The sequence below is a fragment of the Kitasatospora sp. NPDC059327 genome (genome assembly GCF_042752535.1).
GTDB lineage: Bacteria > Actinomycetota > Actinomycetes > Streptomycetales > Streptomycetaceae > Kitasatospora.
The window spans coordinates 72526-88524 of record NZ_JBHYYB010000031.1 but is presented as its reverse complement, the minus strand read 5'-3'; the positions used below and the strand labels follow the sequence as shown (position 1 = coordinate 88524).

Sequence of the window (15999 nt, the reverse complement as noted above, 5' to 3'; positions counted from 1 at the left end):
GGTACCTCCCGGCGGCCGGGGCCCTACCGCAGCGCGTCCTTGCGCAGGAAGCGCTTCAGGCGTTGCCACGGCCAGGTGTTGATCACGTCCTCGGTGGTCAGCCAGGCCCGCTGCGCGGTGCCGACCCCGTACCTCGGGTAGGCCAGCTGCTGGGTGGAGTGGGCGTCGCTGTCGATCGAGAAGCGGACCCCGTGCCGCTTCGCCCGCAGGACGTCCTCGTCGCGCAGGTCGAGCCGCTGCGGCGAGCTGTTGATCTCGATCGCGGTGCCGGTCCTGGCGGCGGCCCGGAAGACGGCGTCGAGGTCGACGTCGATCGGTCCGCGCCGGCCGATCCGCCGGGTGGTGAGGTGGCCGATGACGTGCACGTGCGGGTTCTCGCAGGCGCGGATCAGCCGGCGGGTCTGGGTGGCGCGGTCGGCGCCGAAGTGCGAGTGGACGGAGGCCACGCAGACGTCGAAGTCGGCCAGGAAACCGGCCGGCCAGTCCACGCCGCCGTCCGGGCCGATGTTCAGCTCGGTGCCGTGCAGCAGGCGCAGCTTCCGGTGCCGGTCGGCGAGTTCGCGCAGCCGCTCGCGCTGGGCGAGTATCTTCTCGTCCGTCATGCGCTGCATCACCAGGTCGGGGGCGTGGTCGGTGACGGCGTAGTACGCGTAACCGCGGGCGGCCGCCGTGTCGATCATGTCCTCCAGGGCGGCCACCCCGTCGGTGAGGTCGGTGTGGCTGTGCAGGTCGCCGCGCAGGTCCGCCTCGGTGACCAGCTCCGGGAGTTCGCCGCGCAGGGCGGCCTCGATCTCGCCGCGGTCCTCGCGCAGCGGCGGTGCGATCCAGGGCAGGCCGAGCGCCGCGTAGACCTCCTCCTCGGTGGCCGAGACCACCTTCTCGCCGCTCTCGGCATCGAACAGACCGTACTCGGAGAGCTTGAGCCCGGCCCGGACGGCCATCGTGCGGAGCCTGATGTTGTGGGCCTTGGAGCCGGTGAAGTACACCAGTGCCGCTCCCCAGTCCTCCTCCGGCACCACCCGGAGGTCCACCTGGAGGCCCTTGGCGGTGCGCACCGAGGTCTTGGTCGGCCCGCTCGCGATCACCTCGGCCACGGAGGGGAGCCCGGCGAGCGCGGCCATCAACGGCGCGGAGTCCTCGGCGGTGGCGAGCACGTCGATGTCGCCGACGGTCTCGCGCATCCGGCGCAGCGAGCCCGCGTACGCGCAGCGCGTGCAGCCGGGGACGGCCGCCAGCGCCGCGACGATCCGTTCGGCCTGATCGGTGGCGGCGTCGAGCAGGGTCCGCCCGCCGGACTGCCGCATCACCTCGATGCCGCGCAGGATCTGCTCGCCGCTGCGCTCGCCGAAGCCGGCCACGCTGCTGAGCCGGTCCGCGCGGATGGCCTCGGCGAGTTGGTCGACGGAGGCGATGTCGAGGTCGTGGTAGAGGGCGAGGGCGCGTTTGGGGCCGACGCCGGGGACGGCCGTCATCTCGCGGACCCCGGGCGGGACGGCCGCGCGCAGGGTCTCCAGGGCGTCCATCCGGCCGGTGGAGAGGTACTGGGCGATCTTCTCGGCGGTGGACTTCCCGACGCCGGGGATCTGTTGGAGGCCCTTGGTGTCCAGTCCGGCGACGTCCTCCGGGTGGCCGCCCACCGCGCGGGCGGCCTTCTCGTAGGCGCGGGCCCGGAAGGCGTCCCCGCCGGTGATCGAGATCAGGTCGGCGTACTCCTGGAGCAGCTCCTGGACCTGGTCGTTGAGCCGGGTCATGGGGCCAGTCTAGGGTCGGCGGTCCGATCGGGCCGGGCGAGTGGGGGCCGCTCCGGGCCCCGGCGCACGGGGTGGGGGCGCCCCTCGCCGGGGTGGGCCGGGCGCCCGCCGACCGCCGGGAACCCCCGCCGGTCGGCGGGTTCGAGACCGGCCGGTCGGCGGGGTGCTGTGCCCGGTTCGTGCCCAGAAGCCGGATTGTCACCCGTGCGGCCGGGGCGCAGGCTTGGCAGGACCGGGCGCGTATCGCGGTCCGGTCCGGTCCGCCGTTCGGTCGGCGGCGGTGATCGGTGAAGCACGAGGGGCAGGGCGATGGCACGCGGGAAGCTCTGGGGCTATGTCGCGTCGGGTGCCCGGGCGCTCGGCGGGTTCGCGGCGTTGGGCGGCACGGGTGGGGAGGGCCGGGGTGCTGGCCCCGGTGCGGGTGCGGGCGGCGCCGGGGAGGGTGTGGCGTTCGGCCCCGCCGACGGCTCCGGACGGCCGCGACCCGGCGTGATGGCCGGCCCCCGCGAACTCAGCCGGCCGGAACTGGAACGGGTGCGGTGGACGGACCGGGCGGAGGGCTGCGGTCCGCGGGCGCCGCACGTCCAGGTGGCCGACGTGGTCCAGCGGGTGCTGCGCGGCGGCGGGCGCACGGGGCAGGTGGTGGCCCGAATACCGGCCGGTCTGCCGGTGGTGGTCGCGGATTCCCGGCGATTGGAGTCCGCGCTGGCCGGGTTGGTCGATCACGCGATCCGTCGCAGCCCCTGGGGGGCCAAGGTGTCGGTGCGCGCCGATGTGGCGCGTGGCCCGCAGGGGGCGGCGGGTGCGGACGGCGCCCCGGCCCGGGTGGAGCTCAGGGTGGTGGACCGCGGGGAGAGCGAGCTGCCGCAGGCCCGGCAGTGGCTGCTCGCCGGCCCGGGGGCCGGCGGCGCGGCGGGTCCGGCCGTGGACGGCCTGGTCCGCGCGGCGGGCGGGCGGCTGGCGGTGGAGCAGACCCCGGGGGGCGGAATCACCGTGATCCTGGTCCTGGTGGTCGCCCGCGAATGAGACCGGCGGCTGTCGGCGGCCGGGGTGTCCGGGCGGTCGGTGTGATCGGTGCGGCCGGTGCCGCCGGGGTGTCGGACGTGGGGGCGGGAACGGGGCGGCGGACCCGACCGACCACACCGCAAAGACTTCTTCGCAAAAACCCTTTGCGAAGAAGTCTTTGCGGTTCTAGTCTGCTGCCATGACCGGAGAAGAGCGGTGGCCGCACAGTCCCGACCCGCAGCGTGATGTCGTGCTCGACGCCAAGGGCCTGCGGGCCCTGGCCCATCCCGTCCGTGTGCAGCTGATCGGGCTGCTGCGCAGGGGCGGACCTTCCACCGCGACGCGGCTCGCCGAACAGATGGGGCTGACGTCGGGCGCGACCAGCTACCACCTGCGCCAACTGGCGGGCGCCGGGTTCGTCGCCGAGGACACCGAGCGAGGCAATGCCCGTGAGCGGTGGTGGCGGGCGGTCCACCAGCTCACCGTGTGGACGGACATGGAGCTGGCGGACGAGGACCCGGAGGCGGCTCTCGGGTACCTCCGGTCCATCGTCGCCGCGCACACGCTGACCGCCCAGCGCGCCTTGAACGGGTACGAGACCATGCCGCGTGCCTGGCGCCATGCCCTCGACCTCAGTGACGTGGCACTTCGGCTCACCCCCGAGGAGGCCCGCGGTCTGACGGAGGAGCTCGCCGCCGTCGTCGGGCGCTATCGGCAGGCCGACGTGGCGGGTGCTCCGGACGGCGCCGAGCGGGTGGCGGTGGTCGTCCAGGTTCTGCCCGAGCCGGAGGGTGGTGCCGACCAGGACGAGGCCGAGCGGGACGGGGCCGAGCGGGACGGGGCCGACCAAGGCGCGGATCAGCGGGACGGCGCGGTGGACGGGCGCGAGGCACCGGGGGCACGGTCATGACCGCGACCGTCGTCGAGGGCGCCGCCGCCCCGCGCAGCGTCCGGGCGCTGGTCGGCGTGCTGGCCGCGATGGCCGTCTCCCTCACCGGTACCCGGGTCTCGGCCATCGCCCTGCCCTGGTTCGTCCTCGTCACCACCGGCAGCGCCACCATGACGGGCGTGGTCGCCTTCGTCGAAATGGCGCCGTACGTGCTGGTCAAGGCACTCACGGGCCCGGTCATCGACCGGCTGGGCCCGCGCGTCGTCTCCTGGACGACGGACACGGTGAGCGCCCTTGCGGCGGGGCTGGTGCCGCTGCTGCACGGCCTGGATCTGCTGCCCTTCTGGCTGCTGCTAGTGCTGGTCGCGACAGTCGGTGCCGTGCGCGGTCCGGGGGACTTGGCCAAGGAGGTGATGGTCCCCGAGGCGGCCGACCACGCCCGGGTTCCGCTGGAGCGCGCCACCGGGCTCTCGGGCGTCACCGAGCGGCTGGCCTCCACGATCGGCCCGGCGGTGGGTGGCGGGTTGGTCGCGTTGCTCGGTCCGATGGCCGGGCTGACGGTGAACGCGGCCTCCTTCGGGCTGGGGGCGCTGGTCGTGCTGTTCGCGCTGCCCAGGGGCATGGGGCGGGCCGCGCTCGCACCGACGTCCGTGGGGTCGCCGAAGCCCGGGAAGCCAGGGAAGCCCGGGAAGTCCGCGAAGTCCGGGAACTCGGCGAAGGGCGACGAGGGGGAGCGGCAGGCCGGGTACTGGCAGATGTTCCGGGAGGGCTTCACCTTCCTGCGAGGTGAGCCACTGCTGCTCACCGTGATCGTCATGATCGCGGTGACCAACCTCCTGGACGCGGGCTTCATGACGGTCCTGGTGCCGCTCTGGGCGCAGCAGTCCGGTGGCGGCCCGGCCGCCATCGGGCTGACCGGCAGCGCCTGGGGGATCGCGGCGGTGGCCGGGAGCCTGATCGCGGCGGCCGTCGCCCACCGGCTCCCGCGCCGGGTGGTGTTCTTCGCGGGCTTCCTGCTCTGCGGAGCGCCGAGGTTCCTGGTCCTCGCCCTGGACGCGCCGATCGGTGTGGTGCTCGCGGTCTTCGTGGTGGGTGGGTTCGGATCCGGCTTCCTCAACCCGATCCTCGGGGCGGTCACCTTCGAGCGGGTGCCGCGCCATCTGCTGGGCCGGGTCGGGGCCCTCGGCGACTCCCTGGCCTGGGCCGGCATCCCCGTCGGCGGCCTCCTCGCCGGCGCGGCGGTGGCCCTCTCCGGTCTGATACCCGTCCTGCTGGTGGGCGGCGGCCTCTACTTCGCGACCACGTCGCTGGCGGCCCTGCGGCCGGAGTGGCGGGAGATGGACCGTCTGCGGGGCCGCGGTGCGGCGGCGGATCCGCGCGAACCGGTCCGGCCGGCGGTGTCGGTGCCGTCTCCGGCGGGCGTCGACGAGTCGAGGGCCGGTGCCGACCGTCGGTCCCTGCCGGTCGCTACCTCGCGGGGTGAGGGATGAGGAGCCCGAGCCGGTCTGATGGGTGGAGTCCGCAGGGCGGCCCGCTGGTTGTCGTGCCCGACTCCGTGCTCTACGGCTGGTCGGGGTCGGCGGGTGATGGTGGTCCGGTGGGCGGCTACGACCGGGCCTGCGTCGGCGAGGCTCTGACCGGGCTCCTCCCGGGCGGCCCGTCGCGCCCGGCCCCGCCGTTGAGGCGTCACGACATCACGACATCACGACATCACGACGTCACGGCGAGGGCCGCGGTCGCCAGGGCGACGCCGCCGACGGCCAGGACGGCGCTGGTCGCGGCGACGCTCCGCAGCGGTACCCGTAGACCGGCGGACCGGCACCGCTCGTACCAGAGCAGGGTGGCCAGCGAAGCCCACGGAGTCACCAACGGGCCGATGTTGGTGCCGATCAGCAGGGCGAGCAACTGCTGGTGGTTGCCGTCCGGGACGGCGGCCTCGCCGGCCAGGTATACCGGCAGGTTGTTGAGGAGGTTCGACAGGCCCGCGCCCACCGCCGAGGCCCGGAACATGCCGACCACCCCGCCGTCCGTCCCGATGGCCGTGGCGAGCAGCCGGTGCAGCCCGTGCGCGTCGACGGTCTGCACCACCAGGAACATCCCCGGCACCATCACCAGCAGCCGCCACGGGATCAGCGAGGCCCGTAGGGCCGCCGGCCGTCGCACGGCGAACGCCGTGACCACCACCAGGGCCGCCGCTCCCGAGGCCACCCAGAGCGGGAGGTCGGCCAGCAGGCTCACCAGCAGGAAGCCGGCGCAGGTCAGCGCGCAGATCCTGAACAGCACCCGGTCCGCCGGGCGGTGGGCGGGCGGCGGCCGGTAGTCGAGCGCGCCGCGCCGTCCGCGCCGCCAGTAGAACCACCACAGACAGGCCATGGTCGTCAGAACGGCGGCCAGTTGGGGTGCCCACATGACCCGGGCCAGTCCGGTCGGGGAGAGCGCGACCCGCTCGGCGGCCAGCAGATTGGTCAGGTTCGACACCGGGAGCAGCAGGCTCGCGGTGTTGGCCAGCCAGACCGTCGTCATGGCCAGCGGGAGCGGGGCGATGCCCACCCGGGAGGCCAGGGCCAGCATCACCGGGGTGAGCAGGACGGCGGTGGTGTCCAGGTTGAGCGTGATCGTGGTGACGGAGGCCAGCGCCACGCAGAGCAGGAACAGGGCCGAGTAGCTGCCCCGGGCGGTCCGGGCGACCCCCGCCGCCAGGACGTCGAAGACCTCGGCGGTGGTGGTGAGTTCGGCTAGCACGATGACGGTTCCGAGGAAGGCGAGCAGGGGTGCGATCCGGGAGACCGCGGCCCCGGCGGACTCCGCCGGAAGCAGGCCGGTGGCGAGGAAGAACAGCCCGCACAGGAGAAGGCCCGCGGCCACCCAGTCGAGGGGATGTAGTCGTCTGAGGGCAGCTGGGTAGGCGAACACGGACGTCAGGGTCGCACAGGAGTGGTGGTTGGTCGAATGTGCTGCCGAACAACGGGTCGGGCTTCAAGGCGGGGTCGGCAGCCGGTTCCCTGGGGGGCTCGTGACCTGAACCCGGGTGGCCCCGGGCGGATCGTCGTCCTCCTACCTCGATCCGGTGGGCGTCACCGAGCCTGCTCGGGCCCACTTTCGGAGGCCACCGGGACCTGGTCCGGGCCCGGCGCTTCGCTGGTGGCGGATCCTGTCCGGTCGGCGCCTCCCGGGACGGAGACGGTGGGTGGAGGACCGGGTGCTCCGACTCCGGGACCCTCCGCGCCGGGTCGGACATCGGTCGGCGGCGATGACGCGCGGTGCGGCTGTGGGCCGTCCCCGTCGAGCGGGGTCCGGCCCGGCGCGACCACGGTTCGTACGACCTTGCTCCTGGCGCCCGACGGCGAGCCGACGCCGGTGCCGTCCGGCACCGGGAGTCAGACCGCGGCCGGGGTCCGGTCCCGGGGTGGCCGGCCCGCCCAGTCCAGCAGCAGCAGGCTGGCCAGGGCGGCCAGCGCACACCAGGTCGAGACGAAGGCGAGCCGCCAGAGCAGCGCACAGAGGAGGGCACCCGCCCCGGTGAGCAGGCCGAGCCGGCGCAGCAGGCGGTCACCGCTGAGCAGCAGCGAGCCGACGGTCGCCACCAGGTAGCCGGTCAGTAGGAGGGCCGGGTGCGGGATGCCGACGGCGTAGCCGAGGGTGTGGCCGTGGACGGTGGCCGTCACCGGGCGGGTGGCGACGGCCGCGGCGAGCGGGACGGCGACGAGTAGGCCGAGCAGGACGAGGGCCAGGAGCAGACGCCGGCGGGCCCGGTCGGGGGTGGCGCACCGGACACCGACCGGGACCAGCACGGGCAGCAGCGGCAGCGCGATCAGGGCCCAGGCGGTGCGGGCCCATCCGGCGGGGCCGGCGGGTAGGTCGCCCTCGGTCCCGAGCCAGACCGCTGCCTCTATCAGTTGGTGCGCGCCCAGGACGAGGGGGAGGGCCGCGAGCGGCAGCCGTTCGTTGCGTCCGGAGCGATGGGTCCGGAGCAGGCAGAGGACGCCGATGCCGGACACCACCCCGCCGACCACGAGGTCCGCCTGCGCGCTCCAGCACATGGGCCGCCGCCGTTCGCTTGCCGTGCCGGCTACCGGGAGCCGGTGCTGTCGGAGCCGTCCGAGCTCTCACCGGTGCGGTCCGCGGCCCTGCCGGATCCGTCGGATCCGGCCGCGTCCTCGGCCCGGTCGGCCCCGCCGCTGCGGCTGCCGGTACCACTGCCACTGCCCGTACCACTGCCCGTACCACTACCGGTGCCACTACCGGTGCCACCGCCGTCGTCGCGGCCGTCGGCCCGGCCGTCGCCCCGGCCGTCGGGAGGTCCGTCGGCGCCCGCCACGGTCTCGCGGGCGCTGCCCGGCATGGCGGGGTGACGGCCGATCACCACCACCCCGACGACGATGGCCACCAGTCCGGCGGCCTGCCAGGCCAGCGCACCGGGGGTGACCCGCAGACGGTCGCCGAGGAAGCCCACCGCGCAGGCGATTCCGGTGATCGGCTGGGCCGCCGTCAGCGCGGGCAGGGACATCCGCAGTGGGGCGGCCTCGAACGCGCTCTGCACCAGCAGCAGTCCGACCACACCCGCGGCCACCACGGCGTACGGCTGCCAACTGCGCAGGACCGCGTCCAGCCCGTCGTGGTCGAGGCGCAGTGTGGTGGTGCGGGTGAGCGCGTCCTGGAGGCCGTAGAGCAGGCCGGCGGCCAGGGCGAGCAGGGTGGCCTCCTCGAACAGCGGTAGCCGGCGGGCCATCGAGACGAGCAGCAGCGTCAGCCCGACCACTGTGCCGACCACCAGCCAGTGCCGCAGTTCCCCGGCCGGTGCGCCGCCCCCGCTGGGCCGGCCGGCCACGATGAAGGCCGTCACGCCGAGGGCGAGCAGCAGCACTCCGGCCCAGCCGGACCGGCCGAGGCTCTGGCGGGTCAGCACGCGGGAGAGGGCCATCGCGAACAGCAGGTTGGTGGCGAGCAGCGGTTCGACCAGCGAGACCTCGCCCTGGTTGAGGGCGAGCGCGGAGAGGATCAGGCCACTGACCATGAAGCCGGTGCCGAGCAGCCATTCGGGCATCCGCAGCAGGTCCAGCAACAGCCGCCAGCGCAGCAGGTCGGCACGCGGGGCACGCTGTGCCGCGTGCTGCTGGAGGACGAATCCGAGGCCCAGGCAGCAGGCGGCGCTCAGTGCGAGAAGGAAGACCACCACGTAGGGACCACCCGAACGTCGCTGCCCGCGTCGCGCCGGCGGTCCGTGCGTCGACGGCGGTCGCGGCGCGCTCCCGCCAGCCTACCGCCGGGGCGTTGTCGCGACCGCCGGGACGCGTTCCGCCCAGGCTGCCGGTCGGGCCCGCCGTCGGGAGGCTCCGGCCCCGGCCGGGCTTGCCGCTGCGGGCGCCGGGGGCGCACGCTGGTGTGAGCAGCCGCCACGGGGTCCGCATCCGTGCCGGCCTGAGCAAGGGCGACGGGGGCAGCCGCCAGGAGGTGTGGCATGCACAACCAGTGGGACGTGGAGCTGAGCTTCGAGGAAGACGGTGTGCACACGGGATGCGACGCGAGGCTGACCGGCGCCAGGGCGCCGGGCCTCAGCGCCCACGGGGAGTCGCTCAAGAGCGCGGAGGACCGTCCGCTCGCCCGGATCGGTGAGGAGGTCGCCGCCTCGCGCGCGCTGGAGGCGCTGTCCCGCAAGCTGAGGGCGCAGGCGACCGGGGAGATCGAGGACGAGGGTCACCGGCCGGGCTACCTGATCTACTGAGGCGCCGCCGTCCGCGGACCGGCCGGGACCGGCCGACCGGCAGCGGTCGGCCGGTGAGCCGGCCGGACGTGGGCCCGGCCGGACGTGGGCCGGACGGGTGAGCGGCGTACCCAACCCCAACCCCGGCGCCGACCCGACCCCGACCCCGACCCCGACCCCGACCCCGGCCCGCGGTCAGCCCGTGCCGGGGCCGGGCGAACCGGCGGAACCGGCCGACGCCGCCGGCCCGTTCGGCGACGTCCGTTCAGCGTCGCGCGCCCGACTCCAGGCTCGCCTGCGCCTCTGCTCCCGCACCCGCGTCAGCGCGAGCGCCGGGCGCGCGCTTCGGCGACGGGACGAACAGCACGGCGACCAGGGCCGCCAGACCCAGCAGTACCGCCGTCACGACGAACGCCCGGTCGTACCCGGCGGCCAGCGCGGCCGCCGCGGTGTCGCCGCCCTCGGCCGCGTGCCGGGTGGTGGTCACCGCGAGGGTGGAGAGCACGGCCAGGCCGATGCTGCCGCCGCACTGGCGGCCGGCGTTGAGCAGCCCGCTGACCAGACCGGCCTCGCGCGGGTCGACCCCCGAGGTGCCCATCGAGGTGTTGGAGACCATGCAGAGCCCGACGCCCACGCTGGTGACCAGCGACGGGCCGACGAAGGCCGTCAGGTAGCCGGAGTCCACTCCGAGCCCGCCGAACCAGAGCATCCCGAGGCCGGCCAGCAGCAGACCGGTGGTCAGGACGGCACGGCCGCCGAAGCGCGCGGCGAGCCGCCCGGCGACCATGCTGCCCGCCATGGTTCCGGCGCAGAACGGCAGGAAGGCGGCGCCGGCCGCCAGGGGGCCGTAGTGCAGCACGTTCTGCAGGTACAGCGAGCAGAAGTAGAAGCCGACCAGCATCCCGGCCCCGAGCAGGGTGACGATCAGACCGGACACCCAGACCGTGCGCACCCGCAGGATGCCGAGCCGCACGATCGGCGCGGTGGCGAACCGGGCCTCCCAGGCCAGGAAGGCGGCGCCCAGCAGCAGGGCCGCGCCGAGGGTGCCGAGCGTGCGGGCCGAACCCCACGGGTGGCGGTCGGTCTCCATCAGCCCGTAGACCAGCGTGACCATCGCCGCGGTGGCCAGGACGGCGCCGGCCACGTCCGGTCGCCCGGCCCGCGGCGGGCGGACGGCGGGGACGGAGCGCCCGGCCAGCAGACCGGCGACCAGGACGATCGGCAGGTTGACGAAGAACACCCACCGCCAGTCGAGCAGGTCGGTCAGGACGCCGCCGAGCAGGACGCCCAGCGCGCTGCCGCCCGCCGTGACCATCGACCAGATGCCCAGCGCCCGGGCCCGGGCGGGGCCTTCGGTGAAGGTCACCATGATCAGCGTCAGGCTGATCGGCGCGAGCAGTGCGGCGGCCACGCCCTGTCCGGCGCGGGCGGCGACCAGCTGGGCGGACGTCTGGGCGAACCCACCGAGGACGGAGGCGAGACCGAACAGCACCAGCCCGGAGAGCAGGGCGCGGCGGTGGCCGACCAGGTCGGCGATCCGGCCGCCGAGCAGCAGCAGTCCGCCGAAGGCCAGCGCGTAGGCGTTGACCACCCACGGCAACGCGCTGTCGGCGAAGCCGAGCGCGTGGCCCATCGCGGGGAGCGCGATGTTCACGATGCTGGCGTCGAGGGTGACCATCAGCTGGCAGAGGCAGACGGTGGCCAGGACGACGCCGGACCGGGTGCGGCCGGCGGCATCCGGGTGGGGCCGGGCGTGGGTGGTGCCGAGGGCGGGTGGGGCGGCTTCGGGCATGGCGACCTCCGATGCGAACGTTGTTCGCGTAAGGTAAGCCTAAGTTCGAGCTGGGTGCAACCGCGCTGGTGAGGAGGGGCGGGGGCACCGCGACGACGCGTGGCAGGATGGCGGGATGTCTGAGCGGAGCCCGGGATCGGAACAGGACAGCGGAGCGCAGCGCAGTAGCGTGCCGGAGTCGGGCCGTGCGCCGGGGCAGGGCCACGTGCCGGAGTCGGGCGGTCCCGTGGGCGATGCCGAGCGGGGCCGGTACGGGCGCCGCCGTCCGCGCCCCGGACTCACCACGGCCGGAGTGGTCACGGCCGGGCGTACGGTGATCGAGCGCGACGGGATCGAGGCGCTCACCATGCGGGCGGTCGCCGCCGAACTCGGCACCGCGCCGGCGTCGTTGTACCGGCACGTCGCCGACCGGGAGGCCCTGTTGCTGGCCGTCCTGGAGCAGATCGCCGAGGGGTTGCCGGTGGACGTCCCCGGTGCCGGGCCGACCGACCGGCTGCTGCGCCGACTGGTCGGGGCCCATGACTACATGGCCGGGCAGGCCTGGGTGCCGCACATCCTGATCCGCGGCGAGCTGGTCGCGGAGAACGCGTTCGCGTTCTCCGATGCGTGCCTCGCCGATCTCGCGGCGGCCGGGCTTCCGCCGGCCCGTGCGATGCCGGCGTTCCGGGCCTGCTGGCACCTGGTCCTCGGGGAGTTGCTCTCCGAGCACCCCGTCCGGCCGCCGCGCGAGCCGAACCAGCGTCGCGCCGCGTTCGCCGCCGTCGACCCGGAGCGCCTGCCGGCCATGGCCCGGGTGCTGGCGGAGCTGGGCTACGGCGAACCGGGCAGGCACTGTGCCGAGTTGGAGGTGGCCCTGCGCGCCCTGATCGACGGGCTGACGGGTGACGGGCCGACGGGTGACGGGCCGACCGGGGCGGGCTGACCGGGGCGGGCCGACGGGAGCGGCCCGGCGGTGGCGCCGGGTCAGGGTCAGGGGCAGGGTCGGGGCGCGGACGGCGCGCTGGCGGTCACGCCCCGCCGGAGAGGAACGCCGTGAGCGGGCCGGTCAGTTCGGCGGGCCGGGCCGTGAGCAGGTTGTGGTGGGAGACCCCGGGCAGGACGGCGACGGTGGCGTCGGGCAGTGACTCGTGGATCGACGCGGCCACCCGCCGGGCGTCCTGGGCGCGGCCGCGCCCGGCCAGCAGGACCAGCGCCGGTGCGGCGAGCGTGCGCGGCCGTTCGCGCGTCGGGCGCGGTCCGGTGACCACGCGGGAGGCCGGGAAGTCGGCGTGCCCGAGGGCGAAGACCTCGCGCCAGCCGGCGTCGAGCCCGCTGCCGCCGCTCTCCCGGTCCAGGAAGGCCCGGGCCCGGCCGGCCGTGCGCGGTGGCAGGAAGAGCGGCAGGGCGCGCAGCAGATAGCCGGGGCGGAAGCCGGCGAAGCACTGGGTCGGATCCAGCAGGGCGAGCCGGCCGACCCGGGACGGGGCGTGCAGGGCGTACTCCAGGGCGATCCATCCGCCGTACGAGTGGCCGCAGAAATCGGCCTCGGGCACGTCGAGCCGGTCGAGTACGGCGTCCAGCCAGCCGAGCAGACCGGGAACGCCGTCGAGGGGGGTGCCGTCGAGGACGCTGCGCCCCGGGTCGCCGATCAGGTCGACCGCGAGGACGCGGTGTCCGGTCGCGGTGAGTGCCCCGACGGTGGCCAGCCAACCGGTGGAGGTGGCGCCGCCGCCGTGCAGCAGGACCAGTGGCCGGCCGTCGCGGGGGCCGCAGGCGTTCACCCGGGTCGTGCCGTGCGGTGTCCGGACGGTGAGCGGTTCGACGGGGACGGGCCAGCGGGCCAGTACGGCGTCATAGGCGGCGAGGAACGCGCCGAGGGCGTCGTCGGCCTCGTCGGCCGGATCGGCGCCGGGGGTGTCCTGGGCACCGTGCGAGCCCGTGGCACCGTGCCGGCCGTGTGGGCCGCGAGGAGTGGGAGGAGTGCGTGGAGCGCGTGCTGTCATGGTGGTGCCCTCCGCGAGGTGGCAAAGCTACTCGCTGAACAATAATCTCGCTGAGCGAGAGAATAATCCCGCAGCGCCCGGAGAGGAAGGACCACAGCGTGGACGAACCGGAGGAGCCGATGCGTCTGATCCATCTGCTGCGCGGGCTGACCGTCGAACTCGACCTGTTCGGCGCCGAGTTCGCCGGCCGCCACGGCCTGCACCCGACCGATCTGCGGGCGTTGATCCACCTGCTGGACGCCGCCCGCGCCGGGACGGTGGTGACGCCCGGCCGTCTCGGCGAGGCGTTGCGGTTGAACTCGGCGGGCACCACCGGCCTGATCGACCGCCTGGAGCGGCTCGCCCTGATCCGCCGTGAGCGCGACCCCGGGGACCGTCGCAAGGTCCGGCTGGTGGTCGAGGAGCGGGCGATGGAGCTCGGGCAGGACTTCTTCGGCGGGCTGATCGCCGATCTGCTGGCCGCCATGGGCCGGTTCGACGCGGCGGAGCTGGCGACGGCCCGGCGGTTCCTGCTGGCCATGACCGAGGTGGTGGCCGGGGCCCGGGAGGGGTGACCGGGCCGCGGACGGGTGTCGGCCGCCGTCCGCTGTCGGTGTCGCGGGCGTTCCCGGAGGGGAGCACGCCGGGAGTTCAGAACCAGGTCTCGCCGTAGTGGTCCCCGGGGTGACCCTCGCGGAGCAGGCAGATGTCGGGTTCCCTGACGTGGTCCGGTCCCTTCAGCCCGGCCTCGGCCGGGCAGCGCGGCGCCAACTCGACCGTGTACACGGGCCAGGAGGCCCAGTGCAGATCGCTGCCGACGCCCTGGACCAGGGCGCAGTGGGTGCGCTCGTGCCCGGCGACGAGTTCGCACCGCAGATGCTGCTCCATCATGAAGGCGGCGTGCGGCAGGTTGTTGAAGTGCTCCACATCGGACTGCGGGAGCGTGACGACGGCGGGACACTGACGCTTGACCATGGGTGGACGGTTGGCGTGAGTCATGCTCGCCAGCATTGCACCGTGTCGTCCGGGAGGCGATGCCTTCGGCCCGGTCGCACGCGTCTTGTACAGGTCGGGTGGGTTTGTCCCGAACCGTACCGGACGGGCGGTACGTGCTCAGGCGGGGCCCAACGCCCAGCTCACGAGCGACAGCGTCGCCATCGAGACCACGGTGGAGCAGAGCATCGAGTCCCGGGCGAGCGCGGTGCCCTGCCCGTACTGGCCGGCGTAGACGAACACGTTCTGCGCGGTCGGGAGGGCGGAGAACAGCACGACGGTGAGCAGCTGATGGGGTGGCAGGTGGAGCAGGCCGGCCCCGACGGCGAACGCCGCCAGCGGTTGTATCAGCGTCTTGAGCACGACCGTCACCCCGACCTCGGCGTACCGGGCGGTGCCTGCGGTGGACGGGCGGCCGTGCAACGACATGCCGAGGGCCACCAGGGCGGCCGGCACGCCCGCGCCGCCGAGCAGTTCACAGGAGCGGGTCAGTTCGCCGGGCGGGTGCCAGCCGGTGGCGGAGACCACGGCGCCGAGCGCGACCGCCAGCAGGATGGGGTTGCGCACCGGCAGGGTGAGCGCCGCGCGGCGGCCCGCGCGACCGGTGTCCAGCACGGTCAGCACGATCGGTGTGACCAGCAGGGTCTGGAAAAGCACCACCGGACCGACGAAGGAGGCGTCGCCGAGCACCTGCAGCGCCACCGGGATGCCGAGGTTGGCCGAGTTGACGTACCCGGAGGCCATCCCCCCGATCGTTCCGGCCGCGAGCCCCCGCCCGAAGAGGCGGTGGGCGGCCAGCAGCCCCAGGCCGGCCGCGAGCGCCGTGCCGGCGGCGAAGGCCAGCATCGACGGGTTGGCGAACCGGCTCAGCGGAGTGCGGGCGATCATCAGGAACAGGGCCGCGGGCATCGCCAGATGGAAGCTGAAGCGGCTCAGGACCGAGTCGGCCTGCGGCCCGAGCAGACCGGTGCGGCCGACGAGGTAGCCGACTCCGATGAGGGCCCAGATCGGGGTGAAGCCGGAGAGCAACGGGTGCAGGCTGGGCATGGGTCCTCGGGTGCCGGGGGTGATCGCGGTGTCCGGTGGGTGGGGCGGGCCGAGGGTCACCCGGCACCGCCGCAGTCAACCAGACGCCCGCGCGGCCGAGTCGGCCGGGCGTCCCGTGCGGGCTCGCGGCCTACCATGGCCCGGTGGAGAACCTGAGCCTGGCCGAGGTGGAGACGATCGCGCGGCGTGCCCACGAGGGGCAGGTCGACAAGAACGGCCACCCCTACAGCGAGCACATCGCCGCGGTGGCCGACGGTGTGGCGCGGCGCGGCGGCAGCGAGGAGCAGATCGCGGCGGGGTGGTTGCACGACGCGATCGAGGACGATGTGCTGACCCGCGAGTGGCTCGCGGCCGCCGCCCTGTCCGACCGGACCAAGGCGATCGTGGACGCCCTCACCAAGCGTCCCGGCGAGCCCCCGGAGGAGTACGCGGCCAGGATCCTGGCGACCCCCGGCGCGCTGGTGGTCAAGCGGGCCGACCTGGCCCACAACTCCAGCCCGGCCCGGCTGGCCACCCTGGACGCGCCGACGGCCGAGCGGCTGGCCGTCAAGTACCGCCGGATGCGTGCGCTGCTCGGCCTGGAGGGCGTGGACGGCGACTGACGGCGACTGACGTCGGCTCGGCGGACGGGCTGACGGGCTGACGGGCGGACGGGCGGACGGGCCGGTCGGTGAACCCGGCCCCCCGGCAGCCGGTCGGGGCGACGGCCCGCCCGGAGACGGGGGGGGGGGGCCGGGGCCGCGGGCGCTGCGGGCGGCCGGGGCCCCGGGCCCGGCGGCCCGGTCCGCCCGCCCCCCCCGCCCGCGCCGGAGGGTGCGACGGCGGGCGAGGCCGCACCGGCGCTCGGCCTGGCGGTGATC

14 protein-coding genes and 1 pseudogene are annotated in these 15999 nt (G+C 74.8%); 7 read left to right on the top strand and 8 right to left on the bottom strand.

What is annotated here, in order from left to right:
* Positions 1-23: 23 nt before the first annotated feature.
* Positions 24-1751 (bottom strand): DNA polymerase/3'-5' exonuclease PolX, encoded by a 1728-nt coding sequence (gene polX / locus ACFXHB_RS20640; RefSeq protein ID WP_380576029.1) that lies wholly within the window; start codon positions 1749-1751, stop codon positions 24-26.
* Between the two features lie 309 nt (positions 1752-2060).
* Between polX and ACFXHB_RS20635 the strand changes: the two genes are divergently transcribed.
* The 3 genes from ACFXHB_RS20635 (at position 2061) to ACFXHB_RS20625 (ending at position 5135) form a co-directional block, all read left to right on the top strand.
* Positions 2061-2777 carry a hypothetical protein gene (locus ACFXHB_RS20635; RefSeq protein ID WP_380576028.1) on the top strand — a complete coding sequence of 239 codons (717 nt, stop codon included), beginning with the start codon at positions 2061-2063 and terminating at the stop codon, positions 2775-2777.
* Between the two features lie 178 nt (positions 2778-2955).
* Complete coding sequence (locus ACFXHB_RS20630) at positions 2956-3666, top strand: ArsR/SmtB family transcription factor (protein ID WP_380576027.1); 711 nt, start codon at positions 2956-2958, stop codon at positions 3664-3666.
* On the top strand, positions 3663-5135 hold the full coding sequence (locus ACFXHB_RS20625) for an MFS transporter (RefSeq protein ID WP_380576026.1): 1473 nt from the start codon (positions 3663-3665) through the stop codon (positions 5133-5135). Before ACFXHB_RS20630 ends, ACFXHB_RS20625 begins: the two co-directional genes overlap by 4 nt.
* A 220-nt stretch (positions 5136-5355) precedes the next feature.
* On the opposite strand, the gene ACFXHB_RS20620 is transcribed toward ACFXHB_RS20625, so the two are convergent.
* From ACFXHB_RS20620 to ACFXHB_RS20610, 3 genes and pseudogenes are all read right to left on the bottom strand, one after another.
* Positions 5356-6510, bottom strand: coding sequence for an SLC13 family permease (locus ACFXHB_RS20620; RefSeq protein ID WP_380576025.1), 1155 nt, complete (start codon positions 6508-6510; stop codon positions 5356-5358).
* Positions 6511-7022: 512 nt separating this feature from the next.
* Positions 7023-7685: a DUF6629 family protein gene (locus ACFXHB_RS20615; protein WP_380576024.1), complete on the bottom strand. Its 663-nt coding sequence runs from the start codon at positions 7683-7685 to the stop codon at positions 7023-7025.
* Positions 7686-7963: 278 nt separating this feature from the next.
* Positions 7964-8821 (bottom strand): annotated as a pseudogene (locus tag ACFXHB_RS20610) (DMT family transporter); the annotation flags it as partial.
* 282 nt (positions 8822-9103) lie between these two features.
* Here ACFXHB_RS20610 and ACFXHB_RS20605 point away from each other — a divergent pair.
* Positions 9104-9367 carry a dsRBD fold-containing protein gene (locus tag ACFXHB_RS20605; RefSeq protein ID WP_329490920.1) on the top strand — a complete coding sequence of 88 codons (264 nt, stop codon included), beginning with the start codon at positions 9104-9106 and terminating at the stop codon, positions 9365-9367.
* A gap of 244 nt (positions 9368-9611) precedes the next feature.
* On the opposite strand, the gene ACFXHB_RS20600 is transcribed toward ACFXHB_RS20605, so the two are convergent.
* Complete coding sequence (locus ACFXHB_RS20600; RefSeq protein ID WP_380576023.1) at positions 9612-11138, bottom strand: MFS transporter; 1527 nt, start codon at positions 11136-11138, stop codon at positions 9612-9614.
* 226 nt (positions 11139-11364) lie between these two features.
* Here ACFXHB_RS20600 and ACFXHB_RS20595 point away from each other — a divergent pair, with 226 nt between their 5' ends.
* The gene (locus ACFXHB_RS20595; protein ID WP_380576022.1) at positions 11365-12060 is read left to right on the top strand and encodes a TetR/AcrR family transcriptional regulator; all 696 of its coding nucleotides are present in this window, start codon (positions 11365-11367) and stop codon (positions 12058-12060) included.
* 85 nt (positions 12061-12145) lie between these two features.
* Here the strand turns inward: ACFXHB_RS20595 and ACFXHB_RS20590 are convergent, their stop codons facing one another.
* Positions 12146-13120 carry an alpha/beta fold hydrolase gene (locus ACFXHB_RS20590; RefSeq protein WP_380576021.1) on the bottom strand — a complete coding sequence of 325 codons (975 nt, stop codon included), beginning with the start codon at positions 13118-13120 and terminating at the stop codon, positions 12146-12148.
* A gap of 119 nt (positions 13121-13239) precedes the next feature.
* Between ACFXHB_RS20590 and ACFXHB_RS20585 the strand changes: the two genes are divergently transcribed.
* The gene (locus ACFXHB_RS20585; protein WP_380576034.1) at positions 13240-13674 is read left to right on the top strand and encodes a MarR family winged helix-turn-helix transcriptional regulator; all 435 of its coding nucleotides are present in this window, start codon (positions 13240-13242) and stop codon (positions 13672-13674) included.
* A gap of 76 nt (positions 13675-13750) precedes the next feature.
* Here ACFXHB_RS20585 and ACFXHB_RS20580 read toward each other — a convergent pair whose 3' ends face one another.
* Both ACFXHB_RS20580 and ACFXHB_RS20575 read right to left on the bottom strand, forming a co-directional pair.
* On the bottom strand, positions 13751-14074 hold the full coding sequence (locus tag ACFXHB_RS20580; protein WP_380576020.1) for a hypothetical protein: 324 nt from the start codon (positions 14072-14074) through the stop codon (positions 13751-13753).
* A gap of 138 nt (positions 14075-14212) precedes the next feature.
* Positions 14213-15139, bottom strand: coding sequence for an AEC family transporter (locus tag ACFXHB_RS20575; protein WP_380576019.1), 927 nt, complete (start codon positions 15137-15139; stop codon positions 14213-14215).
* A 143-nt stretch (positions 15140-15282) separates the two neighbouring features.
* Here ACFXHB_RS20575 and ACFXHB_RS20570 point away from each other — a divergent pair, with 143 nt between their 5' ends.
* The gene (locus tag ACFXHB_RS20570; RefSeq protein ID WP_380576018.1) at positions 15283-15741 is read left to right on the top strand and encodes an HD domain-containing protein; all 459 of its coding nucleotides are present in this window, start codon (positions 15283-15285) and stop codon (positions 15739-15741) included.
* The last annotated feature ends 258 nt before the right edge of the window (positions 15742-15999 follow it).